Annotated in this window: 26 protein-coding genes; 18 read left to right on the top strand and 8 right to left on the bottom strand. The window is 47.0% G+C overall.

Features of this window, described 5'->3' with window-relative positions; genetic code table 11:
* The first annotated feature begins 11 nt into the window (after window positions 1-11).
* From QWY22_RS16875 to QWY22_RS16830, 10 genes are all read left to right on the top strand, one after another.
* Window positions 12-1,205 carry a bifunctional 3,4-dihydroxy-2-butanone-4-phosphate synthase/GTP cyclohydrolase II gene (locus QWY22_RS16875; RefSeq protein WP_300981980.1) on the top strand — a complete coding sequence of 398 codons (1,194 nt, stop codon included), beginning with the start codon at window positions 12-14 and terminating at the stop codon, window positions 1,203-1,205.
* Window positions 1,206-1,219: 14 nt separating this feature from the next.
* Window positions 1,220-1,684 carry a 6,7-dimethyl-8-ribityllumazine synthase gene (gene ribH, locus QWY22_RS16870; RefSeq protein ID WP_300981979.1) on the top strand — a complete coding sequence of 155 codons (465 nt, stop codon included), beginning with the start codon at window positions 1,220-1,222 and terminating at the stop codon, window positions 1,682-1,684.
* 102 nt (window positions 1,685-1,786) lie between these two features.
* Entirely contained in the window at window positions 1,787-2,494 is a 708-nt protein-coding gene (locus QWY22_RS16865; RefSeq protein WP_300981978.1) for a DUF421 domain-containing protein, read from the top strand.
* 11 nt (window positions 2,495-2,505) lie between these two features.
* Window positions 2,506-3,036 carry a histidine phosphatase family protein gene (locus QWY22_RS16860; protein WP_300981977.1) on the top strand — a complete coding sequence of 177 codons (531 nt, stop codon included), beginning with the start codon at window positions 2,506-2,508 and terminating at the stop codon, window positions 3,034-3,036.
* A gap of 103 nt (window positions 3,037-3,139) precedes the next feature.
* Window positions 3,140-4,960: an LTA synthase family protein gene (locus tag QWY22_RS16855; protein WP_300981976.1), complete on the top strand. Its 1,821-nt coding sequence runs from the start codon at window positions 3,140-3,142 to the stop codon at window positions 4,958-4,960.
* Between the two features lie 64 nt (window positions 4,961-5,024).
* Window positions 5,025-6,038: a GTPase gene (locus tag QWY22_RS16850; protein WP_300981975.1), complete on the top strand. Its 1,014-nt coding sequence runs from the start codon at window positions 5,025-5,027 to the stop codon at window positions 6,036-6,038.
* A gap of 574 nt (window positions 6,039-6,612) precedes the next feature.
* Window positions 6,613-7,293, top strand: coding sequence for a response regulator transcription factor (locus tag QWY22_RS16845; RefSeq protein WP_300981974.1), 681 nt, complete (start codon window positions 6,613-6,615; stop codon window positions 7,291-7,293).
* Window positions 7,274-8,701, top strand: coding sequence for an ATP-binding protein (locus QWY22_RS16840; protein ID WP_300981973.1), 1,428 nt, complete (start codon window positions 7,274-7,276; stop codon window positions 8,699-8,701). The genes QWY22_RS16845 and QWY22_RS16840 overlap by 20 nt, the downstream gene beginning before the upstream one ends.
* Window positions 8,702-8,843: 142 nt before the next feature.
* On the top strand, window positions 8,844-9,707 hold the full coding sequence (locus QWY22_RS16835; protein ID WP_300981972.1) for a peptidylprolyl isomerase: 864 nt from the start codon (window positions 8,844-8,846) through the stop codon (window positions 9,705-9,707).
* Window positions 9,708-9,722: 15 nt separating this feature from the next.
* Window positions 9,723-10,910: a S1C family serine protease gene (locus QWY22_RS16830; protein WP_300981971.1), complete on the top strand. Its 1,188-nt coding sequence runs from the start codon at window positions 9,723-9,725 to the stop codon at window positions 10,908-10,910.
* Window positions 10,911-10,988: 78 nt separating this feature from the next.
* On the opposite strand, the gene QWY22_RS16825 is transcribed toward QWY22_RS16830, so the two are convergent.
* Complete coding sequence (locus tag QWY22_RS16825) at window positions 10,989-11,198, bottom strand: hypothetical protein (protein ID WP_036804978.1); 210 nt, start codon at window positions 11,196-11,198, stop codon at window positions 10,989-10,991.
* 61 nt (window positions 11,199-11,259) lie between these two features.
* On the bottom strand, window positions 11,260-11,964 hold the full coding sequence (locus QWY22_RS16820; protein ID WP_300981970.1) for a type 1 glutamine amidotransferase domain-containing protein: 705 nt from the start codon (window positions 11,962-11,964) through the stop codon (window positions 11,260-11,262).
* 185 nt (window positions 11,965-12,149) lie between these two features.
* On the opposite strand from QWY22_RS16820, the gene QWY22_RS16815 reads away from it, so the two are divergent.
* From QWY22_RS16815 to QWY22_RS16800, 4 genes are all read left to right on the top strand, one after another.
* The gene (locus QWY22_RS16815; protein ID WP_300981969.1) at window positions 12,150-12,569 is read left to right on the top strand and encodes an organic hydroperoxide resistance protein; all 420 of its coding nucleotides are present in this window, start codon (window positions 12,150-12,152) and stop codon (window positions 12,567-12,569) included.
* 161 nt (window positions 12,570-12,730) lie between these two features.
* On the top strand, window positions 12,731-13,021 hold the full coding sequence (locus QWY22_RS16810) for a hypothetical protein (protein ID WP_300981968.1): 291 nt from the start codon (window positions 12,731-12,733) through the stop codon (window positions 13,019-13,021).
* Between the two features lie 24 nt (window positions 13,022-13,045).
* The gene (locus tag QWY22_RS16805) at window positions 13,046-13,870 is read left to right on the top strand and encodes a manganese catalase (protein ID WP_300981967.1); all 825 of its coding nucleotides are present in this window, start codon (window positions 13,046-13,048) and stop codon (window positions 13,868-13,870) included.
* A 56-nt stretch (window positions 13,871-13,926) separates the two neighbouring features.
* Entirely contained in the window at window positions 13,927-14,619 is a 693-nt protein-coding gene (locus QWY22_RS16800) for a YqjF family protein (RefSeq protein WP_300981966.1), read from the top strand.
* A gap of 438 nt (window positions 14,620-15,057) precedes the next feature.
* Here QWY22_RS16800 and QWY22_RS16795 read toward each other — a convergent pair whose 3' ends face one another.
* The 6 genes from QWY22_RS16795 to QWY22_RS16770 form a co-directional block, all read right to left on the bottom strand.
* Window positions 15,058-15,453 carry a DUF2512 family protein gene (locus QWY22_RS16795; protein ID WP_300981965.1) on the bottom strand — a complete coding sequence of 132 codons (396 nt, stop codon included), beginning with the start codon at window positions 15,451-15,453 and terminating at the stop codon, window positions 15,058-15,060.
* A 120-nt stretch (window positions 15,454-15,573) separates the two neighbouring features.
* A complete protein-coding gene (locus QWY22_RS16790) occupies window positions 15,574-16,452 on the bottom strand; it encodes an SDR family oxidoreductase (protein ID WP_300981964.1) in 879 nt (292 codons plus the stop codon).
* A 117-nt stretch (window positions 16,453-16,569) separates the two neighbouring features.
* Window positions 16,570-17,151 carry a superoxide dismutase family protein gene (locus QWY22_RS16785; RefSeq protein ID WP_300981963.1) on the bottom strand — a complete coding sequence of 194 codons (582 nt, stop codon included), beginning with the start codon at window positions 17,149-17,151 and terminating at the stop codon, window positions 16,570-16,572.
* A gap of 114 nt (window positions 17,152-17,265) precedes the next feature.
* Window positions 17,266-19,854 (bottom strand): YfhO family protein, encoded by a 2,589-nt coding sequence (locus QWY22_RS16780; RefSeq protein WP_300981962.1) that lies wholly within the window; start codon window positions 19,852-19,854, stop codon window positions 17,266-17,268.
* 4 nt (window positions 19,855-19,858) lie between these two features.
* The gene (locus QWY22_RS16775; protein ID WP_074508729.1) at window positions 19,859-20,269 is read right to left on the bottom strand and encodes a GtrA family protein; all 411 of its coding nucleotides are present in this window, start codon (window positions 20,267-20,269) and stop codon (window positions 19,859-19,861) included.
* Window positions 20,259-21,197: a glycosyltransferase family 2 protein gene (locus tag QWY22_RS16770; RefSeq protein WP_300981961.1), complete on the bottom strand. Its 939-nt coding sequence runs from the start codon at window positions 21,195-21,197 to the stop codon at window positions 20,259-20,261. The genes QWY22_RS16775 and QWY22_RS16770 overlap by 11 nt, the downstream gene beginning before the upstream one ends.
* Window positions 21,198-21,544: 347 nt before the next feature.
* Here QWY22_RS16770 and QWY22_RS16765 point away from each other — a divergent pair, with 347 nt between their 5' ends.
* From QWY22_RS16765 to QWY22_RS16750, 4 genes are all read left to right on the top strand, one after another.
* Window positions 21,545-22,162: a TerD family protein gene (locus QWY22_RS16765; protein WP_300981960.1), complete on the top strand. Its 618-nt coding sequence runs from the start codon at window positions 21,545-21,547 to the stop codon at window positions 22,160-22,162.
* Between the two features lie 14 nt (window positions 22,163-22,176).
* The gene (locus QWY22_RS16760; protein WP_300981959.1) at window positions 22,177-22,755 is read left to right on the top strand and encodes a TerD family protein; all 579 of its coding nucleotides are present in this window, start codon (window positions 22,177-22,179) and stop codon (window positions 22,753-22,755) included.
* A 112-nt stretch (window positions 22,756-22,867) separates the two neighbouring features.
* On the top strand, window positions 22,868-24,013 hold the full coding sequence (locus tag QWY22_RS16755) for an HpcH/HpaI aldolase/citrate lyase family protein (protein WP_300981958.1): 1,146 nt from the start codon (window positions 22,868-22,870) through the stop codon (window positions 24,011-24,013).
* Entirely contained in the window at window positions 23,946-25,310 is a 1,365-nt protein-coding gene (locus QWY22_RS16750; protein WP_300981957.1) for a phosphoribosyltransferase domain-containing protein, read from the top strand. Before QWY22_RS16755 ends, QWY22_RS16750 begins: the two co-directional genes overlap by 68 nt.
* Window position 25,311: the final 1 nt, after the last annotated feature.

The raw sequence follows: 25,311 nt of genomic DNA, 5'->3' as shown, positions 1-25,311 counted from the left end.
GAGGCGGTAAAATGTTCTATACGGTAGAAGAAGCGGTTCGGGATTTAAAAGACGGAAAAGCTGTCATCGTCATTGATGATGAAAACCGGGAAAATGAAGGGGATTTTATCGCTTTGGCAGAACATGCTACGCCGGAAATTATTAATTTGATGGCAACCGAAGGCCGCGGATTGATTTGCGTGCCGGTGGAAGAAACAATTGCCAAACGGCTGAAAATCGGATTAATGACAGACAACAATACGGATGAATACGGAACAGCGTTTACCATTAGCGTCGACCATAGAGACACGACCACAGGCATCAGTGCTTTTGAACGTTCGCATACAATCTTGAATATGCTCGATCCCGACTCCAAAGCTGCGGATTTCAAACGCCCCGGCCATGTTTTCCCGCTCATTGCCAAAAAAGGCGGCGTATTGCGCCGTGCAGGGCATACGGAAGCGGCAGTGGATTTAGCGAAACTGGCCGGATCCGCGCCAGCTGGCGTCATCTGCGAAATCATGAATTCGGACGGCACAATGGCCCGTGTAGATGATCTCCAGAAAGTGGCGGAACGCCTCGGGTTGGGCATATTGACCATCCAGGATCTGATCGCCTACAAACGCAAAAACGAAAAATTGATCAAGCGGGAAGTGGAAGTTGCGCTTCCAACAGCATACGGGGAATTCCGGACCATCGGCTATACCGAAGTGCTGACTGGACAGGATCATGTGGCTTTTGTCAAAGGGGACATCGATCCGGAGCGGCCGGTTCTGGTACGCGTCCATTCCGAATGTTTAACAGGGGACGTTTTTGGTTCCCATAAATGCGATTGCGGGCCGCAGCTTCATGCTGCGCTGGAGCAAATCGGTTCCTCGGAATCAGGTGTCCTGCTATACATGCGCCAGGAAGGGCGTGGCATCGGCCTGATCAATAAGCTGAAAGCCTATGAATTGCAGGCGCAAGGCTATGATACGGTGGAAGCCAATCAGAAACTCGGATTCGCAGACGATTTGCGCGATTACGGAATCGGCGCCCAAATTTTGCGGGATCTCGGAATCGTAAAAATGAAACTATTGACGAATAACCCCAGAAAAATTGCCGGCATTGGTGGTTATGGACTTGAAGTGGTCGAACGCCTGCCGATTGAAATGCAGACGACTAAAGATAACGAAGACTATATGAAAACCAAAAAATCGAAACTCGGCCATTTGCTGAATTTCTAAAGGAGACCCGGATTATGACAGTACATTTTGAAGGATATTTAAACGGCGAAGGACTGCGCATCGGCATTGTTGTCGGACGCTTTAACGAATTTATCACCAGCAAGTTGCTGAGTGGTGCAGAAGACGCCTTGAAGCGCCATGGCGTCAAGGATACGGATGTATCCATTGCATGGGTGCCCGGAGCTTTTGAAATTCCGCTGGTTGCCAAGAAAATGGCGTTAAGCGGCAATTATGATGCGGTTATTACCCTTGGAACTGTAATCAGAGGCGCGACGCCGCATTTCGATTATGTTTGCAGCGAAGTGGCAAAAGGGGTTTCCAGAGCAAGTGACCAGGCTAATATTCCGGTTATTTTCGGAGTGTTGACGACGGATTCAATTGAACAGGCGATCGAGCGCGCAGGAACAAAAGCAGGCAACAAAGGCTGGGAATCTGCAGCCGGCGCTATTGAAATGGCCAACTTAATGAAAAAATTATGATGCAAAACCTCGAAGCTATTGGCTTCGGGGTTTTTTAGTGGCTTAAAAAACAGGGAAAGGGGAATGGGACCATAGAGGATAATTGAATTGGAGGAGAAGGTTATGACGTATGTGGACATTGGAGTCAAACTGATTTTCGGGCTTGTGGCATTGCTGGTGGTGACCAGGCTGCTCGGGAAAAAGGAAATGTCCCAGCTGACGCCGTTCGACTTTATTTATTCCATAGTTCTTGGCGGTATTTTGGAAGAAAGCATTTATGACGATAAAGTCTCGGGGCTGCATGTGTGGTTTGCAGCGGCAGTTTGGGGAATCATGCTTTATGGAATTGAAAAGCTCTCGAAAAAATACGACAAAATCAGGGTATTGCTTAAAGGAGATTCTTCAATTCTGATTCAGGACGGGGAATTTATGATAGATGAATTGAATAAAAACCATCTGGAGATGGAACAGCTCCGAACGATGCTGCGTGAACACGGTGTATTTTCACTGCGCGAAGTTCGCGACTTGTATCTGGAGCCGGGAGGTTCGATCAGCTTGCGCAAGTATGCAGAAAAGGATAGCGTGACCCCGGAAATGCTCAATATTAAACCGAAAGACGACTCTTTGTCGTTCCTTTTTGTAGATGAAGGAGAAATCAATGAAGGAATCTTAAAGTATGCAGGAAAATCGAAAGAATGGCTTTATCAGCAATTGCAGAACGAAGGATATAGTGATATCGAGGAAGTTTTGTATGCTGAATGGTCTAAAACAGACGGATTTTTCATAAAGTCTTATAATGGAGCTAAGAACGGTCCTGCAAAAGGAAATTAGGAGAATGGCAAATGAAAAAAACGATTTACTTAGTACGGCATTGCAGCGCTACTGGGCAAGAACCGGGCGCTTTGTTGACGCCTGAAGGGGAACAACAGGCACGGCAACTTGCCAATTTCTTTCAAGATAAAGAAATCAGGCACATTATTTCCAGTCCATTTACACGGGCCATTGAATCCATTGAACCGACAGCCGACCTTCTGGGCCTGGGAATAGAAGTGGAAGACCGGCTTGCAGAGCGGGTATTAAGCACAGATAACTTGCCTGACTGGATGGAGCGGCTGAAAGAGTCTTTTCAGGATTTGGACATGAAGCTTTCAGGCGGTGAATCCGGAATGGAGGCAACGGAAAGAGGAATGGCCGCACTGGCTTCCGCTGCTGACCGGACCATTCTGGTGACGCATGGCAACCTGCTGGGATTGATGCTGAAAAAAATTGACGAATCTTACGGATACGAAGAGTGGAAGAATTTTACGAATCCCGATATCTATCAAGTGGAAATTGAAGGGGCTGTCTTTCAAGCTAACAGAATATGGGAATAACAGAAAAATTAAAAGATAGAAGGAGCCGCTTCGACATCAGTGGACAAACGAACTTCTAGCTCTGTTGCACCGGGTCATTTGTCAGCTAAAGGGGGTGGACCATATGAACAAATCAAAGGCAGTTCCTTATTTATTGATCTTTTTTCTTTTGTTATTAAAAGTGAGTGCCTTTCGCATCCTGATTTTTGATACCAAATCGGTTTGGCATATTGCATTTGTCGAATTCCCCGTGTGGGCTCTTCTGTTGGCACTTGTGCTGCTGATTTTCAAAAAACGGATATGGCTGGCGGCTTGGATTTACAGCTTTTTGGTTTCGGGAATTTTCTTTGCCGTGACTTTATACAGCCGTTATTATACGACCATTCCATCTTATTACGATTTGCAGCAGGCGACCCAATCCAGTACGGTGGGCACGACGATTTTGCTGCTGATTCATCCAACGGATTTCCTGTTTTTCCTGGATGTCGTGCTGCTTGCCATAATTGCGAGAAAATGGAAAGAGGCGCCGCGAGCTCCAAAGCTGAAATATGCTGCACTCGGCTTGGCCATTGTCAGCGCAGTCACCACTGTTTATGCAATTCAACAGCCAATCATCGACGTCTCGTATTTTGCAAAAGAAAATGGGTATGCCCAGTCCCAACTGGTGCAGATGTATCAGCAAGCAAATGAAACTGCGCATGCCTCGTCAACGAGCTTGTCTGCTAAAGAACTGGAAGCGCTCAAAGGCAATGAATATGTGCCAGTAAACAACCACGATACGTTCGGGTTGGCAAAAGGCCGCCATTTGTTCATGATTCAAGTAGAGTCCATGCAGAATTTTGTCATAGGCCGATCGCTGAATGGGCAGGAAATCACTCCGAACATCAATGCTTTGTTGCAAGAAAGCGCTTATTTCTCCAACGTGTTTCAGCAGATTGGAGCAGGTACGACTTCGGATGCCGAGTGGATCACCAATACCGGGCTGTATACAGAAGGCATGGTGCCGATCGTCAACAAGTTGAACGGAAGCCAAGTTCCTTCGCTTGCGCAAACCCTGAAAGGGCATGGCTATGGTTCGGCAACTTACCATGCGGATGATATCGAGTTTTGGAACCGCGATGTGCTGTATCCGGTTCTCGGATTTGATGAAATTTTTTCAAATGAACAAATTCCGGAAATAAAGCAGGTCGGGTACGGGCCAGCGGACGAAGTGCTGATGGACTACGCCTTGGATGAATTGCCGCGCCAACTCGATGCCTACGAGCGCATATACTCGAATATTGTCATGATGACAAGCCATACACCATTCGTCCTGCCGGAAGACATGCAGTATCTGAATTTGCCGATGGAATACGAAGGTACGCACGTCGGCCATTACTTGCAGTCAATCCGTTATGCGGATGAGCAGGTAGGCACCTTTATCAAGAAGCTAAAAGAACAAGGCTTGTTCGATGAATCCTTGATTGTCATATTCGGTGACCATTCCGGCATTCACGGTTCACCGCTTTCTTATGAAGATGATGTGCTTCTTAAAGATTTCCTCGGCCATTCTTATTCCATGAAAGAGCGCTACACCATTCCGCTCCTGTTTACGGGCGGCGGACTTTTTGACGCAGTCGAAATGGACCGCTTGGGCGGACAGGTGGACATCATGCCGACGGCGCTTGCGCTTCTTGGAATTGAACATGAAAAACCGCTGATGGGGCATAACTTATTCCAATACGAAAAAAACCTGCTGGGCATGCGCTATTATTTGCCGGGGGGCTCATTCATCCAATCGGAGCAGCTGTACAAAGCACCCGGCGCCAAGCTTCCGGATATGCTGTTGGATATAAAAACAATGGAGAAACGGAAGAAAAACAGCGAAACGAAAAAACATACCCGAGATGTACAGAAAGTTTTGGAGTACGGAGATGCTTTGTTGAAGCCGTATATCCAGGACTGAAAAATACACAGAACTGGTTGAATTCGTTATAATAGTCAGTAAAGATCAAAAGGGGGACCGCCGAATGGTAAAAGAGTTTGAACAAGAAGTCAGCCAAATGATGGATGCCATGTTTGAAAATGAAATGAAAAAAGTGAACGACATGCTTGAACAGGATTTGCTTATCTCGCTGATCGGAGAAGTGAATGCCGGTAAATCCTCAACCGTGAACAAAATCATCGGGGAAGATATTGCCAGCACGAACCCGATGCCGGGAGAAACAATCAGTGTCGATCCTTACAATATTCGCGGACTGGAAAACATCAAATTTATGGACACTCCCGGTTTGAACGATCCGAACGATGAAAACCCGAAAAAGACGCTTGAGTTTGTCCAGAATTCAGACGTTGTGCTGTTCTTCCTAAATGCTGCCGGAACCGTTTTCTCGGAAAGCGAGAAAGAGAAATTCACGGCAATTGAAAAGCACAACAAAGACATTTTGATTGTATTGAATAAAATTGATGCGGCAGAAAATATTCCGTCGATCGTCCAGTTTGTTAAAGACCATACAAAAAACAAATACAAAGTCATTCCTATATCTTCGAAGACCGGCGAAAACCTGGAGAATCTGAAGAAGGAAATTCTTTTTTTGCTCGAAAAGAAGGGGAAAGACCTGCTCTTCGCTAAAAGCATGAAAGAAAAATCATCCGCAGCCAATCGCTGGATCATCGGCTCAGGCGTTTCAGCAGGCGTTATCGGGGCGTCTCCGATTCCGGGGTCTGATGTAATTCCGCTGACTTCCCTTCAGGTGGGAATGATTATTAAGCTTTCAAAACTGTACGATAAGCCGCTCAGCAAAAAAGCGGCTAAAGACATGATTGTGGTGACGGCAACTCAGACTATCGGCCATACCCTTTACCGCCAGGCTTTGAAATTCATCCCTGGCGCAGGTTCGGTGATTGGTGGGACGGTTGCTACGGCCATGACATTGGCACTCGGCTACGGCGTGAAATACGCTTATGAAAACAACATGGCCATTGACTACGACATGATCGGCGATTTGTTTGAAAAATACCGGACGCGCGAGAAAAAAGCGTAAAGAATAATGGAAGACCGCTCTTATAAAGAGCGGTCAGGCTGTGGAGAAAAATTCCATTCTCTAAGCCATTTCGCTCCAAGTGGACGCTTTCCGCGGGCACGGCTTCAGCCGCTTCCTTCGCTGCGCTCAGTCCAGTGTCTTCAGCTCGTGCTGCTCCCGCAGGAGTCGCCACTTTCCGCTTCATTCCGTTCACTCTATTAATAAAGAATTGTTTTTATCAGAAAGAGTGGATGAGTATGCATGCTTTTTATTCACAGTTCACTGTCGATATGGAGCAAACCAGCGGAGACGCCTGCGGGAAAGCGAGACAGCCGAGACCCCGCAAGACGCGTAGCGGCTGAGGAGGCTTGGCGCTCGCCCGCGGCAAGCGCAGCTGGTTTGCGGAATATCGGAGATATTCTAAGGGGAATTTTTTCTATATCTTTTTCAACATGCTAACCGCTCTTATAAAGAGCGGTTTTTGTTTTGGCGCGATCGTTCTTTGCATTGGCGGGAGCATCTAAGCTTTTTGCTATCGCTTGCGTCTGGGGAAATTGTGATTTATTTTTATAGAAACAAGAGACGGAGGGGAAGCATGAAAATATTGGTGGTGGAAGACAATCCAAGTGTAAGTTCCATGCTCGAATTATTTTTTTCAAAAGAAGGCATCACCGGCGATTTTGCAGCCGATGGGCTGGAAGGATATAAGAAGTACCAGCAAAGCGATTATGATTTACTGATCCTTGATTGGATGCTGCCCGGCATGGACGGCATCGCGCTTTGCAGGAAAATACGCGAAGAAGGCAGTTCTGTGCCGATTATTATGCTGACGGCAAAAGACAGCGAATCCGATCAAGTCATCGGTTTTGAGATGGGCGCAGATGATTACGTCACCAAACCGTTCAGTCCGCTGACCTTGATGGCACGCATCAAAGCCGTCATGCGAAGAGCCCGAAAAGCGGATCCGGTGTCGGATATGATTCAAACCAGGCATTTTATCGTAAACAAAGAAACCCGGGAGATCCAAAAAGACGGTGAAGCGGTTCAAAGCCTGACGCCAAAGGAATTTGACCTGCTCGTCTTTTTCCTTCAGCATCCAAAGCAGGTGTTCAGCCGGGAACAATTGCTTGAACAAGTTTGGGGCTATCAATTCTACGGGGACGAACGGACCGTTGACGTCCATATCAAGCGGCTGCGCAAGAAAATAGCCGGCGGGGATGCGCTGTTCCATACCGTTTGGGGAGTAGGGTATAAGTTTGAAGAACACACGGATTAAGTATTTCTATCAACTGATTGCCAGCCATTTGAGCATTCTGCTGATCGCTTTTTTGATTTTGAGTTTGTTGTTTGTCAGGTATGTGGAAGACTTTGCCTATGAAGAAAAAGCGCAAGAGCTGGAAAGCTACGGGCAAAAGATTCTGGAAGAATTGGAAAGCCCGCGGCCAGGGGCAGGGTTGCAATCGTATATGTCGATTTTGGATGCCCAAAACATCAATTTCATTGTTTTTGACCAGCAAAGCCGGATTCTTTATCCTTCTACCGGCAACTTTCCGCCAGTTGTGCTGACGCAGGAAGAGTGGAACGTTATCGAACAAGGCGATACGCTGGTCGTCAACCGGGATGTCGAGCGTTTTGAATACACCGTTACGTTTGTCGCACTGCCTTATGTGGAAAATGGCCGCTTGATTGGCGGGGTGCTGCTGGCATCCCCAATCAGCGGCACAAGCGAAATGATTTCGGAACTCAATAAATCGCTGCTGACGACAATTCTGATTGCTTTAGCTGTGGCGCTGCTGTTAAGCCTGCTGCTGTCAAAGCTGCATGTCAGCCGGCTTCAGCGCATGCAAAAAGCCGCAGCGATGATCAGCGAAGGGAATTATGCAGTCAATTTGCCGGAATCCCAGTTTGACGAATTTGGTGATTTGGCAAAGGATTTCAATAAAATGGCCAATAAATTGCAGCAGTCGAATGAGGAAATTGATCGTCTGGAAAATAGGCGCCGCCAATTCATGGCAGATGTTTCCCATGAAATGCGGACACCGCTGACCACGATTGCGGGTGTTATCGAAGGCCTGCGCAATCATATGATCGCGGAAGACCAGCGGGAAAAAGGCATCCGTTTGGTGAGCGACGAAACAAAGCGGCTGATGCGCCTTGTGAATGAAAATCTGGATTACGAGAAAATCCGTTCTAACCAGGTAACCTTGACGAAAGAAGAAATAGAAGCCGATGAACTTCTGGAAATCATCCAGGAACAGCTGCAGATGCAGGCGGTTGAAAAAGGCAATGTCATTGAAATTGAAACCGAACCGGGGCAGGTGATCTACGGAGATATGGACCGGCTCATTCAAGTGCTTACCAATATCGTGAAAAACAGCATCCAGTTTACCGAGAATGGCCGGATTGTATTGAAAGCTTTCCAAGAACCGCAATTCATGGTCATTGAAGTGCAGGATACGGGGAGCGGAATCGATGTGGAAGAAATCGATTTGATCTGGCGTCGCTTTTACAAAGCGGATCTGTCACGGGGAAGCGGCCAATTTGGCCTTGGCCTGTCCATCGTCAAACAATTGATCGCTTTGCACGACGGCGACGTCCGTGTGGAAAGCGAAAAAGACAAAGGCACAAAATTCACCATCCACTTGCCGCATAAAGGGAAGTTGGAGGAGGCGACGGAAGAATAAAAGAGTGGTGGAACCTGAAAGCATTTTGCTTTCAGGTTTTTTCTTTTGTTCAAAGTTTACATCTCTATTAACGGTTTGGTCATAGTTTATTCATATTTGCTTGTTAAGATTTGATTAACGAGATGAAGGAAGAGGGTTGAATATGAAAAAAGCGGTATATATAGCAATCGGAGCAGTGATTGCCTCAGCGGTATTTTTGGTGGCGAGTTTTGCACCGAGCGATGCGGTGGCAACGGTAAATGGAAAAGAAATTGAGCGGGATGCCCTGTACGGAGAAATGGTGAAAACTACAGGAGCTGAGACGCTCGATTCGATGATTGCAAATGAAATCGTTAAACAGGAACTGGAGAAGGCGGATATTAAAGTGAGCCAAGAAGAGCTTGATGCCGAAATGGCTGTATACGAAGAAGCATACGGCAGTTCCGAAGCTTTGGAAAAAGCGGTGAAAGCGACCGGCATGACAATGGAAGATTTAACGGCGGATATCGAAACGCAAGTGAAAATCGAAAAGCTGCTGGGACCGAAAGTTGACATCACCGATGAGGAAACCAAAAGCTATTTTGAAGAAAACAAAGAAAGCCTGGCACAGCCGGTACAAGTCGAGGCGAGCCACATTTTACTGGAAACAAAGGAAAAAGCAGAAGAAGTAGCGGCGAAGCTGGCAAACGGCGAAGATTTTGCTGAACTGGCAAAAGAGTACTCAACCGATACGGCGACTGCAGAAAGCGGGGGCGACCTTGGGGCATTTGGAACAGGCGAAATGGCTCCAGAGTTCGAGAAAGCAGCTTTTGCGATGAAAACCGATGAAATCAGTGAACCGGTGGAAACGGAATACGGCTTCCACATCATCAAAGTGACGGACAAAACCGAAGCACAGGAAGCGACACTGGAAAACAGCAAAGAACAGATCAAGGAAACTTTGTTTGATGAGGCTTTAAATACCGAATATGCTGCTTGGCTGTCGGAAAAGCAAGCATCATACGAAATCGAAAATAAATTAAACTAAGGAGAGCGATTAACTATGGGATATTACAATTCAAATGAACCAAAGAAAAAACGGACCGGTTATTTTGCTTCAAGCTTTTCAGGTTTGATTGCGGGAGCATTGCTGGTCGGAGTGGCCGTTCCGCAATTTACGGATGTGGGCGCAGCAGCAGAAAACCAGCCGAGAACTGTTGAGACTGCCAGCGGCATACAAAATGTTTCAGACATCGTCACAACAGATGTCACAGAAATTGTGGATGCCACTTCAGCGGCAGTAGTCGGGGTGACCAACCTGAAAACTGCCCAGCAAAACCCGTTCATGCCGGCTGCTGGAGCAGAAGCGCAGGAAGCGGGTACGGGGTCTGGTGTCATTTATAAAAAAGATGGCGGATCCGCCTATATCGTGACCAATAACCATGTAGTGGAAGGTGCAGAAAGAGTGAAAGTTACCTTGGCTGATGAAACAGAGCTGGACGCAGAAGTTCTCGGAACTGATGTCTGGACAGACTTGGCCGTATTGAAAGTCGACAGCGGCAGCATTTCCACAATCGCTGAATTTGGCGATTCTTCTGTGCTGAAAGCCGGAGAGCCGGTAATTGCCATCGGCAACCCGCTTGGGCTTCAATTTTCCGGATCGGTCACAACGGGCGTCGTATCAGGAACTGAGCGACTCGTTCCGATTGATATCAACGGAGACGGCACGGAAGACTGGCAAGCCGAAGTTCTTCAAACAGATGCAGCAATTAACCCGGGCAACAGCGGCGGTGCGCTGATTAACAGCCAAGGGCAAGTGATCGGCATCAACTCGATGAAAATTGCCCAGGATGCAGTAGAAGGCATCGGGCTGGCTATTCCGATCAATTCAGCCATTCCGATCATTCAAGACTTGGAAGCGAAAGGCGAAGTGGAGCGGCCGTCAATCGGAGTGAGCATCATGGACTTGTCTTCGGTGCCTCAGCAATACCGCAATAGCCAATTGGGATTGCCTGAAGATGTAACGGAAGGTGTCGTAGTGAGTGAAGTGGCGCCGGGTTCCGGCGCGGAAAAAGCCGGCATACAGCCATATGATGTGATCGTCGAATTAGACGGGAAAGCGGTAAACTCTGTCTTGGAACTTCGCCAGCACTTGTATACACAAGCTGAGGTTGGAGATACCTTGAAAGTGAAAGTGTACCGTGGCGGAGAACTGGTGGATGCTAAAATCGAACTGACTGAAAGTTTATAAAAGAAAAAGCTTTTCGCTCACAAGCGAAAAGCCTTTTTCGGTTTTTCAGTAAAAAGAAAACTGACTGCCGTTTGGCAATCAGTTGAACAGTCCCCACATGCCATTGCTGATTCCGATAATGACAACGATGAGCACAAGAATCGCAAAAATGACGATGCCGATCTGAAGCGGCTTGTAGCCGGTCGTTCTCGGCTCCTGCAGCCCTTCCTTATTGTTAGGGGGGTGCTTTAACGATTCTTTGCTGGCTTTCATGTATTCCTTTTCTTTCGGTTCTTTATTGTCGCTCATGTTTACGCCTCCCTGTTAATACTAGTCTTCTTTACCTACTGCATACCCTAAACCTGAGGGCTTAATCAAAAAACTTCTCTTCCTGCTTTTGCTCGATGCTTGTCAGTTTTTTCGCCAGTTCTTTCCCGAACAACGGAGAAGAATGGGGATCGCGCCCGGTCAAAATCTGTTCACTGCCCCAGACCACATATTCTTTCTCATCTGCTTCGGCTTTATAGTTTGCGATGCGGCTTAATTCGTCTTCCAGGCTGAAAGGCAGTAAGCCTACTACTTCTTTTGGCTCCATATTATTAGGGTAGCCTGTTACGTCCAATCCTTCCAAAAGGCCGCGACCGTTCGGCAGTTTCGTATAGACGAGAGGAGCAGGGCCGTGGCAGACTGCCGCGACGATGCCGCCTTGCCCATACACGATATTGATCAGGGTATGGAGTTCTTCGTTATGCGCCAGATCGAACATCGCACCGTGCCCGCCGACGATAAAAATAGCGTCGTAGTCACTCGCTTTAACATCGACGATCGGCGTTGTTTTATCGGCAATACCGGAGTCGTATAATTTTTTATACTTGCCTTCCGGATCATACTCTTCACTCAGGCTTATCGGATCTACAACGGGTTTTCCGCCTTTCGGTGAAGCGAGCCCGACTATATGTCCTTCTGCTTCGAGTGCAAGGACAGGGGCGAACAATTCTTCTGCCCACCATCCCGTCACGTAATTGTTTTCTTCGTCTACATAACCGCTGGATAAAACCGCCATTACTTTTGCCATCGTATCTTCCTCCTCAGAGTATCTCACTTGTCTATTTGTTCATTTACCCTCTCACCGCTTCCTGAAACGTAAGAAAAAGGAAGGAGAAGATTAATCAAATCGGTTGACTAGTATACTGAAAACTAGTACGTTTTAATTGTTCGCTAATTTATTTGAAAATTTAAATAAGAAAAGGAGTTGGAAAGATGTCAGCATTATTCACAACATCCGTATTAGCAACCGGAGGACGAGAAGGAAGAGTCGTGTCTGAAGACAATATCATCGATTTTGAATTGGTTTCACCGAAAGAACTGGGTGGACCAGGGGGCCATGGCACAAATCCAGAGCAGCTTTTTGCAGCAGGCTATGCCGCTTGCTTTGACGGTGCACTCGGATTGGTCATCCGAAAAGAAAAGGCGGATGTTTCAAGTACATCCGTAAAAGCGGATGTCCATTTCCTGAAAGATGAATCAGACGGCGGCTATAAAATCGGCGTCACTTTGAACGTCTCAGTTCAAGGAGTAGATGAAGAAAAGGCACGAGAACTGGTTGAAAAAGCACACCAGGTCTGCCCGTATTCCAAAGCAACCAGAGGCAATATTGACGTAGAATTGAAAGTAACTTAATCCATATCTAAAAAGAAGAGGCTCATGCCTCTTCTTTTTTATGCCTAAAAGCTTTATGACTTTTGTATGAATAAGCGGAACACTAGACAAAAAATGGTTTTAAGTGAAAAGTGCAGGGTATTCAGATAATACGCCGTCAAAACACGAAGGGAGGAAGGAAAATGGATAAGGAACAACGAGAACATGAAGCAGCGATGAAGAAAAAAGAAGATGAAAGCAGAGAGTCAGGCAACAACAGAAACGGTTCCGGTACTGGCGACAAGGCATCCGACAATGCCGGAGAACAATCAGCAACTGATTCTTCATTACAAAACGATGGCGAAAGTTCAAGCGGCAAAACATTTAACACCGGCGGAAATGATTCCGACTACGATGGCGGGCATCCCAAAGATGCGTCGCCTGCCAGTGATAGCCGCATCGACTCCAACTCAACGAACTCCAAAGAAAACTAAAAAATCATTCAGGAGGTAATGTCTATGTTTTTCCACAGAAGTGAACTTCAATATCATGTCAAACCGGAGAGTCCAGATCCGGTATTTGCTAAGCAGGTCCAGGAATTGATCGGCGGACAATTTGGCGAAATGTCGGTAGCGATGCAATACTTATTCCAAGGGTGGAGCACAAGAGGAAATGAAAAATACAGAGACTTATTGATGGATACAGGAACACAGGAACTTGGACATATCGAAATGCTGGCAACACTCGTTGCCCGTTTATTAGAAGGTGCACCTGTCTATGAACAGGAAAAAGCGGCAGCGGATCCGATTGTCGGCGCAATTATGGGCGGTATGAATCCGCAGCACGCAATTGTTCATGGTTTGGGAGCATCTCCTAAAGACAGCAACGGCGTTCCGTGGAACGCAGGTTATATTGTAGCCAGCGGGAACTTATTGGCTGACTTCCGTGCAAACGTCAACGCGGAGTCGCAAGGACGTTTGCAAGTTGCCCGTTTGTACAGCATGACCGATGACAGAGGCGTCAAAGATTTATTCTCTTTCTTAATTGCACGCGACACGATGCACCAAAACCAATGGCTTGCGGCAATTAAAGATTTGGAAGCCAAAGAAGGCCCAATCGTACCATCAACTGTCCCACCTGAATGGGAAGCGCAGGAATTCTCACATATTCTATACGTAAACCCGGAAACAAGTACGGCCGATCAATTGCCGTGGGTAAGCCAGCCGGCTCCGGATGGCCATCCGATTACGGTGCAAAAACCGGAACCTTTGAGCGAACGCCCGGTACTAAAACCAGCTCCTCCTGAAGCCCATAACACGCTTCCGGAAGAAGACCTGAAATAAGAAAACCAAGCCTCTTCAATGAAGAGGCTTATTTCTTTTGTGAAAGAGGTGGATTTATGGCAAATCGCCCTTGGGTCATGAAACAAGAATGGCATGAAGTTGTTTTCCTGCACTGGCCTGTCCAGGCTGAATGGTTGAGGAAGCATGTGCCCGGAGAACTTGAACTGGATTTGTATGATGGATTCGCCTGGATTGGCGTTGTCTTATTCAAGGCCAAAGGGACGAGTTTAAGAGGCATTTCTCCGATTCCGGTAGTCCCGCCGTATCTCGAGTTGAATGTAAGAACTTATGTAAAGTACAAAGGCCGGTCAGGGGTTTACTTTTTTTCGTTGGATGCAGACAGTGCATTAGCGGTAGAAGCCGCAAGCACAGGCGATTTTCTGCCTTACCGCCACGCCCGGATGTCAATGAATAAAAGGCAAGGGACCTGTCTTTTTGAAAGCCGGAGAACACACCGGCATGCATTTCCGGAAGCGCTTAGCTTAAGTTACAAAATTGCCTCAGCACCCATCAAAAAGAATTTTTTCGATTCATGGCTGACGGAACGTTATTGTTTATGGACAAAGCCGAAGAACAGATTGCTGCGCGTCGACATCGACCATCCCCCGTGGGAGCTCCAGTATATCCAAGGGGAAATCTTTAAAAATACGATGGCCAGTTTTCTGCCGAAAAACTTTCACCTCGAGCGGCCCATCGCTCATTACGGAGGGACCCAAAAAGTTCTTTTCTTCCCGCCTGCAATTGAATAGTGCATAGATAAAAGACGCTGAAGCTTGAAGAGAAAGATACAGAAAAACACCGATATTCCGCAAAACAACTCCGCTTTCCTGCGGGCTTGCGCCGAACTAACTCGGCCTAGCAGCCGAGTGGATTTCGGCACAGCGCTGTCCCGCGGGAGTCTCCGCTGTTTTGCTCCATATCAAGAGAACACCAGAAACCACTATGCGCTTTATTTTGTTCTCTCTATTCATATGTGGATCCTGGTAAAGAAGTAGGAAAACGGAATGAAGCGGAAGGCGGCGACTTCTGCGGGAAAGCGAAGCCGTCGAGACCCTGGAGTCGCGAAGCGACGAAGCGGCTCGGCGCGAGCCCGCGAAAAGCGTCCGCCTGAAACGGAATAAGCAAAAATTTCAAGGTTTCTGGACAGCCTAAAAAACGCTGAAGCGGCTGCTTCAGCGTCTTTAAATTTACGATTGCCGTGGGGCATCGCGTTTTATTGTTTTAGAAGTTTCCTTCTGTTCCCAAAGGCGTTTGGTAAGGTAGATATGGAAAAACCACTCACCCACTGCCAGGACAATAGCGGAAAAGATGGCCGCCGTTACAAGCGAGAAGTCAGGATTTTCAATCAATGCCAACCCCAAGAGCCACACGATCAGAAAAGAAAGGACGAGATCGCCGCCAGTTGCAACTTTATTGGAGGTACGCGGGTAAAGAACCAAGTCCCCGATAAATCCAACGAGTGTAATGACGAGGCTAAGGAGGAAAATATCAAATACTCCAACTCCGTAAGTAAGCCCTAAAATGACAAATAGGACGGCGAATACCATGGCGAACTTCATAAGCAATGCTTCGATATATCTCAACTCTTTCACCTCCCTGATTAAGAGATTCATATCACTCTTATACCCGAATATGGCCTATGAAACCGTTTTTTTATAAGAAATGAAAAAAGCCAAGGCTCTAATAGCCTTGGCTGGGTATTGTCAGGAAGAAATAAAGTCGCCGCCGTTTACATGGATGGCTTGCCCTGTGACATAAGTGGAGTCTTTGGAAGCAAAATATACATAAGCCGGTGCCACTTCAGCAGGCTGGCCGCGGCGTTCCATTGGCGTGTCGCCGCCATGTTTCCCGACTTTTTCAGCGTCGAATGTAGCCGGGATCAACGGTGTCCAAATTGGGCCGGGAGCCACTGAGTTGACCCGGATGCCTTTTTCAGCAAGGCTTTGGGAAAGCGATCGGGTAAACGTCGTGATGGCTCCTTTGGTCGAGGAATAATCGATCAGCGATGATGAGCCGCGGTATGCTGTAACGGAAGAAGTGTTGATGATCGAATCTCCTTTTTGCATATGGGGAATTGCTGCTTGCGATAAATAGAACATGGAGAATATGTTCGTGGTAAACGTCTCCATTAATTGATCCGGCGTGATGGCCAAAAAGTCATCTTGTGGAAATTGTTTTCCGGCATTGTTCACCAATATGTTCAATTGGCCAAACTCGGAAACGACGTCGACAATCAGCTGGTTGCAATTTTCCACATCGCTGACATCAGTCGCTGACTTAAATGCTTTCACGCCATAAGATTCGATGGCTTTAACCGTTTCATCAGCGTCTTCGTGTTCATCCAAGTAAGCAATCGCGACATTGGCGCCTTCTTTAGCGAATGCTACTGCTACTGCGCGCCCAATTCCGCTGTCGCCGCCTGTAATCAATGCAACTTTTCCATCGAGCTTCCCAGAGCCTTTATAATCCTGATCGTCATAAATTGGTTCAGGAGCCATGTCGGATTCGTGTCCGGGTTGTTCCGGTTGTTCCTGGGGCTCCACTTCTTCATCAATTTTTTCATATTTGTCTTCATTTGCCATGCATTCGTCCTCCTTAAAATAGTGTCTAGATTTTTTATTCCCTGTAAGGGAGCCGCTAAACGCAGAACAAGAAGAGAAAACAGCATGAAAAAAAGAGCGGGTCTATTCCCGCTCTTTTTATTGTTGAGGATTTGCCGTAATAACGCCGCAAGCCACTGATTCCGAGTTATCGCTGCCTTGGACAAAGAGGGAGGCTCCGCCTTCTTTCAGCAGGGAGTTTTCTTGCCCTGTTTTCATAGTGACGCCTTCCACCATAAATTCTTCGTTTACCTTGCCGTCATCGCCTACTTCAATATCTGGGATGTCGCCGCCGAATGGCTCTCCAGTCGTTTCAAAATCAGGAGCTTCACATTTTCCAGCATCCCGGAATTCAACGGAATGGCCGCCGGATTCAAGGTTTTCAAGTTGAAGGACTACATTGACGCCTTTGTCTTCTGCGCTCAGTTCAGCAGTGCCAGTAGCATTGCCGTCGCTGTCCATCATTTCAACCGTTGCAAACATCAAATCTTCGCTTGAGCCTTCATCGGAATTGTCTTCAGCTTCCTCGCCGTTTGGCGGGTCTTCATTGCCTTCGTCTACATTTTCATCCTCGACTTCGGTAGCTCCATCGGTTTCGGTAGGTGGGTCTTCATTATTTCCACAGGCTGCAAGAATCAGAATCAGTAGAATTGAAAGGATCAGCATCGGCCATCGCTTCATCTCGTCATTTCCTCCCTTGAATTCGTGTTATTCTTCATTACACATTTTGGTGAGGAAATAAACTCAATTCAGATAAATGGAACCTTTTGTAGGAGAAAACCGATGGAATCTAAATTAGATGCGAGTTTTCCGGCTGCTCCAGAAAACATACAGGCCACCGATTAGGAGAGAAAACAGACTGATGCCTAAGGTCAGATAGAAAAAGGGCGGCCGATAAGTAAAGGTGATGTCATTGGCTCCTTCTGTAAGAGGGACAGCCCCAAAGCCATAGTTTGCTTTTAACACTTCTGCTTCCTGGCCATTCACTGCCGCTTTCCAGCCACGCTCAAATGGGATATTCACTGCCAGGTACTTTTCATCAGTAGAATTGTCATACGAAACCTTTACGCGGCTCCCATCAATAGAGAGTGCCTGTAAGCCGGTATCTTTTTGGCTTTGCTCCTGCAGCACGGTGTAAGGCTCTTCAAAGATCCGAAGGTTTGTAAGTTGGTAAGCGCCTTTTGGCATACGGATTTTGACGGTGTCTTCTGCCGGAATCCGTACGGTGATATCATCGACATAAGTCCGGTAAATCGAGGTATTTGCTTTCCGGCTGGTTTCGTAGCCATTTACAGTTAGTGGAAAGCCTTTATCCGGCGAGATATGTTCCAAGCGGAAGGAAACATATAAATCTCCTTCCATAAAAGATGAACCGCTGCGGACTAAGTCGATTCCACCCATATCTGCGGAAACTTCCAATTGGCTGTCGCGGTAAGTGGCTCCAGCTTCCAGGACATCAAAAGCTTCAGTTTGATTCTTCACATCCGGCAGAGTTTGTGAAGCTGCCTCGCCCTCGAGGACAATTCCAGTCAACATGGCATGTTCCCGAACAATGGCGGGCTGGCTTTCGAGCTGCTGTTCAGAGTAAGCAACCGAAGCCGCACGGGCAAACGGCAGCGGATTGCCGTTTTCATAGACGATGTAATTTTCGGAAGACATCATTTCGGTAAAACCGTACGGAATATTCGGGTCGCCTTTTTCTTTGATGGCATACTTGCCCTGCAATAAGCTGTGGAGATTAGCCCGGTTGCCGAGCGTAGCGTAGCGGCTGACGCTTTCGCGGCCCATATCGATTTGCAGATCATACAAGTAAAAATACAACAGGTTTTTATTCAGGATGCTTGAATAGGCGCTTAACCCCCGGAAGTCCTGGACGATCGGCGTGTTGTTCCGAACGCCTTCCATCCAGTCGATGCGGTAGGAAACGCCGTCTTCGCGTTCATGGATGGTTTCAATAAGGCCGCGCACTTCCGCTGTGTCGTATCCGGAACTCGTCAGCAGATCTTTATTGACGTGTTCAATCCGGCCATCCTCCAGTATTTTTTCCACTTGATAGATGTTGGCAAAACTGAGGGTGGAAGCAATCAGGAATCCTGCAAGCCACGCTTTGGCGCTTTTCTTCTTAACTTGCAGCACCGTAAATACCAAAAGGAGTGTGAGCAGCAGGCTCAGCAAGATCAATTTGGTAGACTGGGCATTCCAATCAAATGTCTGATCCATCCATACGGCGAACATATAGACAGCCGCGGTCAAAACGCCTGCCGCAGCGAATTGGCGGTGCGTCAGTGTCCTGATGTGCTGGAAACCGGCCGCAACTGTGCCGCCGGCAACCAGCGACAGGAAATATTCCCAGCGGTATTGAGGAGCTGAAAACCCGTTGAAGACACTTGCTGCAACCGGGCTGAAATGAAGCAGCGTTCCGGCTATGCCCAAAACGGCAAACAACCGGAACGTTTTGTAGCGGTACAGCGAAAAGCAAAAAAGAAACAGCACGAAAATAGCTGGCAGCACAATGAAACGGCTTGTAAACAAAATGTTGTCTGTTAAATCAACCCACGGGATTTCCTGTTCAAAATCCGGGCGGTGGTTGTTCAAAAATGCATAAACAGCCGGCACAAAGGACACGGCACTGATGCCGAAGCCGATGATCCCGGTAACCAGAAACACCGCGACGGCTTTCAGCCAGCCGGTTTCGTTCGGTTTCTGGCGAATTACCAAGCGAGCAAGTATGTATAGTCCGGCTAACAGGAAATTGATATAAGAGAAATAGAAATTGTCGATCAAGGAAATCGAGACGGCGAACAAAAACCAGCCAGGCTTTTGCTCCCTGAACACTTTCTCAATACCAAAAATCAGAATCGGCAGCCATAAAAAAGCATCCGCAAAAAATTCCCAATAGGTGGCATGCCGGAAATACATGCCGGAAATTCCGTAGATGCTGGCGCCAAGCAGAGCAGGGAAGCGGTTGATTTTCATATACATAAACAAACGGGCAGTGATGAACAGCACCAGGCTCAGCCGAACCACGTTGATCCAGACAGCGGCATTTGCCCAGAACAAGACATCAGGCGAACCGATGGCATGGAGCGACTCCAAGGCAAACACTATAACGACGGATGCCCAAAACACGATCGACGTGGAAAAGTAGTAGGACAGTTCGCTGAAAGTTCCTGCGCCGAGCCCAAAGTCGAATGAGTAGAAAAACTCGCCGTTTGTGTACTGATTGTAAAGCAAATGTTTAAACGGCAGCATTTGAGAGCCGCCGTCATTGATGCCGATCATATAATGCTGCCGGGTCCACTGATACAAAAAGACCCCGTGGGCAAGAAAAGCCAAACCAAGGCAAATGAAATAGAATTTGAGATTAGGGGATTTTTCTTTCATCAATTCACCTTCTTTTCGCACCGGCCGTCCGGACCGATCCTTTCAGAATTTTACTGGAAACTGCGAATGTAATCGGGATGGTAAACAATACTGCCGCGAACGGGGCAATATTGCTGTTAAGATTAAAAAATTCCACGAATACGAAAATCAGCAGAGTGGAAACAGACATATTGACGACTTGCGTCAGCGGAAAATACAAATACTTTTTCAAGGTCGGTTTGATCCTGTACGTAACATAGCAGTTCAGGAAAAAAGAAATATTCAACGAAATGAAAAAACCGGCGATATGCGCCAATAAGTAGGGCAATGACAATAGGTTATGCAAAATCAGATAGATGGAGTAATACGTAGCTGTGTTGATGACACCGACAAATATGAAACGGGTGAATTCAGTATTCAGCGATTTAAGATTCATCGTAATCATCCGCATTGCTGATATCGATTAAAAAATTCGGCCGCCTTTTGGTTTCATTGTAAATCCGGCCAACGTATTCCCCGATCACGCCTAAGCTGATCAATTGAATTCCTCCCAAAAATAATATTGCAGTAATGGTGGTGAAGTACCCGGGCGCTCCAACCCCTTCTTTCAGGATTTCGTAGAAAGTCACCCCGATATAGACGAGCGAGAGGAAGAGCACAAGGAAACCAGTATAAAAACAAACGCGCAAAGGCTTTAAGTTAAATGAAATAATACCATCAATGCCGTAATTGACCAAGCTCCAGAACGACCATTTGGATGTCCCTTTCGCGCGCTGCACATTTTCGTAGCTGATGATTTTTTTGCTTAAGCCAATCCAGGAGTACAGCCCTTTTGAAAAACGGTTGCTTTCACTGAGCTGAAGGATGGAATTGATGGCTTTTCTGCTGAGCAGCCTGAAATCGCCCTCGCCGTCCACGAAGTCGACATCGGTGACGGCATTGACGATTTTATAATAGAAGGAAGATAAAAAACTCCGAAACTTTGAATCGCCTGTCCGGGAGCGTTTGGCGACTACTTGGTGGAAGCCTTCTTCAAAACCTTCGATCAGTTGGCCGATCAATTCGGGAGGATGCTGCAAATCGCTGTCCATTAAAATAGCCGCATCGCCCTGGATGCGGTGCAGCCCAGCCAAAATGGCGGACTCTTTGCCGAAATTGCGGGTCAGCGAAATGTACTTCACGTCCGGATGTCTTTCAGCGAGCTTTAAGATTTCCTGGAGAGTTCCATCACTGCTGCCGTCGTTAATAAACATAATTTCATATTGGTATGGAAGCAGGTGAAGTTCCTGGACCAACTTTTCATACATGCTCATAATATTTGCTTCTTCGTTGTAAGCCGGAACCACAATTGAAATAAGCTTCATCTGTACTCCCCTTTCATTTCTTGATGCTTTATGCTCATAAAATACACACTATGGTTTTGTTTACCCGCAGCTCGATAAAAGTATGCTGAAAACCGGTGGATAACATTGAAGAATTGTATCTTCTGTGACAAATGAAACTTAAAAGCGAGTTAATCGTATATATTTATATCGGGATTATTTTAATTTTACCACAGTAAAAAGTTCCCATTTTAAATCGGGACGTTTTTTGGGTGCGCGGGTTCCTTAAGGGGGAACCTTTAGGCAACAACCCTTAATAATTGAAATTTTCCGGATTTACAAATACTATTGAAGTTAGAGTACATAACGATGAATGGAGAGTGCGAAGAATGGCTATCAATCTCGTAAAAGGTCAAAAAATTGATTTAACTAAAGGACGTTCGTCACTTTCAAGCATCATGGTCGGACTTGGCTGGGACCCGGTCACTACCAAAAAAAGCGGCGGCTTTTTAAGCGGACTGCTTGGCGGCGGTGGCGGTGGTGGAGCGGATGTGGATTGTGACGCTTCAGTTATCTTGCTTGATGAAAACGGGAAGTTAAGTGGGAAAGAAAACCTCATTTATTTCGGCAACAAAAAAAGCAAAGACGGCAGCGTCGTCCATTCCGGCGATAACTTGACCGGTGCAGGCGAAGGAGACGACGAAACCATCCAAATCGACTTGAAACGGATTTCCCCATCGGTTCATCGTTTGGTCTTTGTCGTAAACATTTACAATGCCAAGCAAAAGAAACAGGATTTCGGCATGATTCAAAATGCATTTATCCGTTTGGTGGACAACCAATCGAAAGAAGAGATGATCCATTACAATTTGACTGAGAACTACGCAGGCAAAATGTCGCTGATTCTTGGTGAGATGTACCGCCAGGGAACGGATTGGAAATTCTCGGCTGTCGGAGAAGGCACCATCGATCCGGATATCGGTTCAATCGCAAACAAATACGCATAAGGAGTGAAGGAAGAATGGCAATCAATTTATCTAAAGGGCAAAAAGTGGACTTAACAAAATCAAATCCAGGATTAACAAACGTAATTGTCGGTCTTGGCTGGGATACAAACAAGTACGACGGAGGACAGGACTTTGACCTTGATTCATCTGTTTTCTTATTGAACTCAAGCGGCAAAGCTTCTTCTGAAGCGGATTTTGTTTTCTATAACAACACAATCGGTGCAGCTGGTGCAGTAGAGCATACAGGCGACAACAAGACGGGCGAAGGAGACGGCGACGATGAGCAAGTGAAAGTGAACTTATCTACGGTCCCATCTTCGATCGAACGCGTTACATTCGCCATTACGATCCATGATGCAGAAACACGCGGCCAGAACTTTGGCCAAGTCAGCAACTCTTACGTGCGCATTGTAAACGGCGACACGAACGAAGAATTGATCCGCTACGATTTAGGGGAAGATTTCTCTATCGAAACAGCGGTTGTCGTTGGTGAGCTTTACCGCCACAACAATGAATGGAAGTTTAATGCGATCGGCAGCGGCTATCAAGGCGGGCTCGGTGCACTTGTTAAGGATTTTGGATTGGACGCTTAATGGCAAAGAAAAAAGCAAGGAGCATACCTCCTTGCTTTTTTAGCCTTTTTTTATGTAACTTTAGTTATTAATTTTGGCCATGCTTTTGCAGCGTGCCGGGAGGAAACAATTTATGAGACATTTTGACGTATTGACTGATTCTGAGCTGAAGGCATTTTTTAAATATTCCCCGGCAGAATTTAACCGTGATACGGAACGGGAAACACTGGGGCTGGCATTGGGTGCAGCTCTTTACACACCGGGGTCACGCCCGGAATTTGGAGATAAGATTTTGTCGGGGCAGTATAGACGGGGGGCTTTTTCGGGATTAGCCACGTTGATTATCTGTTTGGAAGATGCGGTTGCCGATTTGGAACTGCCGAAGGCGGAAGCAAATGTCATCGAGCAGTTGAAACTGCTGGAAAGAGCAGCTATTTTTCAGGCAGAAGCCGGTCCGGCGCTATTTTTGCGTGTCCGGAATGCGGCTCAGCTTGATAAGCTGACTGCAGAAGCCGGAACAGCTTTTGGCGTTTTGACCGGAATCGTTTTTCCGAAAAGCAGCGCTGAAAATCTTCCAGGCTTTTTCGCTGCATTAGACCGGGCAAGCGAAGCAGCAGGACGGAACCTTTATGCCTTGCCTTTGCTGGAAACAAAAGAAGTGCTGTATTCCGAACTGCGTGAACAAAATCTCCAGGAAATCCACCGGATTTTATTGGCAGAAATAGACCGGGTGTTGACGGTGCGGGTTGGGGCCACCGATTTTTCCAGCCTTTACGGCCTCCGGCGCCCGGCGGAGCGGATAATTTACGAGGTCCATGTGATCCGGGACGGCTTAACCGCTATCCTAAACCAGTTTGGCCGGGCGGAAGACGGTTTTGTCGTCTCGGGTCCGGTATACGAGCATTTCTCTTCAGGACAGGAGCGCCCGATGTCTTCCAAGCCGGAACAAATGCTTTGGCAGGAAGTACAGGTGGACGTTCTAAACGGTTTTAAGGGCAAAACATGCATCCATCCATCCCAGATCTCAATCGTCAATGCCGGCCATATCGTGTCTCTTGAAACGTATGAAGATGCATCGTTGATCATGTCTCAAAGCTTCAAGTCCAACGGCGTCCTGCAAAGCCCGAAACGCAACAAAATGAATGAAGTGAAACCGCATTTAAGCTGGGCACGGAAAGTGATGGCCCAGGCGGAAGTATATGGGGTGCTGAATGAAAACTATAAACCAATCGATGTCCTCAACTATATTGGATCGAACCGATTATCAAACCAACTTTAAATTATGGCAAAACCTGGACCTTTCGGTTGCAGTTTATGAAACTTACAAAGGGCTTCTTCCGGAGTCCCTTTTCTCTATGGCTTTACGAGTCAACAAAAAGCGGCAGTTCCTGTTCGTCAGTCCGTTAATCGCCAAGCATTTGGCTGTGCGGCCCGAAGTCGCGCTTGGGACCGGCACTTTGCTTGCTTATTTGTTGATGGAAGACGCTGGACTCGACTACCCGTCTTATGCGGATGCACTCGCAGCATTAATAAAAACCGGAAAGAGCGATCCGGATGAGATAAAGAAAGCCTTGGCTTATAAAACGAAGCTGCCAGAACGAACCATTTTCATCGGAATGGCTGAGACCGCTACAGGGCTAGGGCATGCTGTATTCCAGCATTTTAAAGAAGCGGCCTATATCCATACAACCCGCGAAAACGTCAATGGACTGACCCCTTCTTTTGTCTTCGAAGAAGAACATTCCCACGCCACTTCCCATATCGTCTATGCTCCTAAAGGAATGTTGGAAGAAGCGGAAACCATTGTGTTGATTGACGATGAGATTTCGACCGGCAATACCTTAATAAACTTAATCCAGGCACTCGATGACCAATTTCCTGGGAAAAAATACAAATCGCTTTCGATCTTGGATTGGCGGAGCAAAGAACAGCAGAAAAAAACGGCTGAACTGGCAGCTGCGCGAAACATTCAAGTGGATGTTCTGTCGCTCATGAAAGGGCAATTTGAACTGCATCACAGTGAATCGCCGGACGAAGCGCCTCTTCCTTATTTAGCAGGAGACAGTTCAGTCCCGCTGCAGGAAATAACGGAAGCGGACCAGCTTCCATATGAATCCGCCACCGGCCAGCGCTACGTGCCGCTAACCGGCCGCTTTAGCCTGACAAGCGAAGAACATGATAAAATCAGCCGCTGGGCAGAACAGGCAGCTGGCCGCGTAAACGCTAAAGCCGGGGAAAAACCTCTGGTCATTGGCATAGGGGAGAATATGTACTTGCCTCTGCGCTTCGCCCATGCCTTAAATGCTGATGCATTGGTGCAGACTGCGACAAGAAGCCCGATTTTCGCTTCTGATGCAGAAGGGTATCCTATCAAAGAAAAAGTGAAGTTCCGCTTGCCTGATGCAGAAGGTGTGGATCAATTCCTGTACAATTTAAAGCAACTGGATATCGATAAAATTTATTTGATCGCCGAATCGGTAGTGGACGAAGCCGCGTGGCGGCAGCTAGTCACGTACCTTAAAGAAAAAGCGCCTGTTGAATGGATTTCATTGACGGGGGCAAAAAAGGGAGATTGAG

The sequence above is a fragment of the Planococcus liqunii genome (assembly GCF_030413595.1).
Taxonomy (GTDB): domain Bacteria; phylum Bacillota; class Bacilli; order Bacillales_A; family Planococcaceae; genus Planococcus; species Planococcus liqunii.
This window is presented reverse-complemented; position numbering and strand designations above follow the sequence as displayed.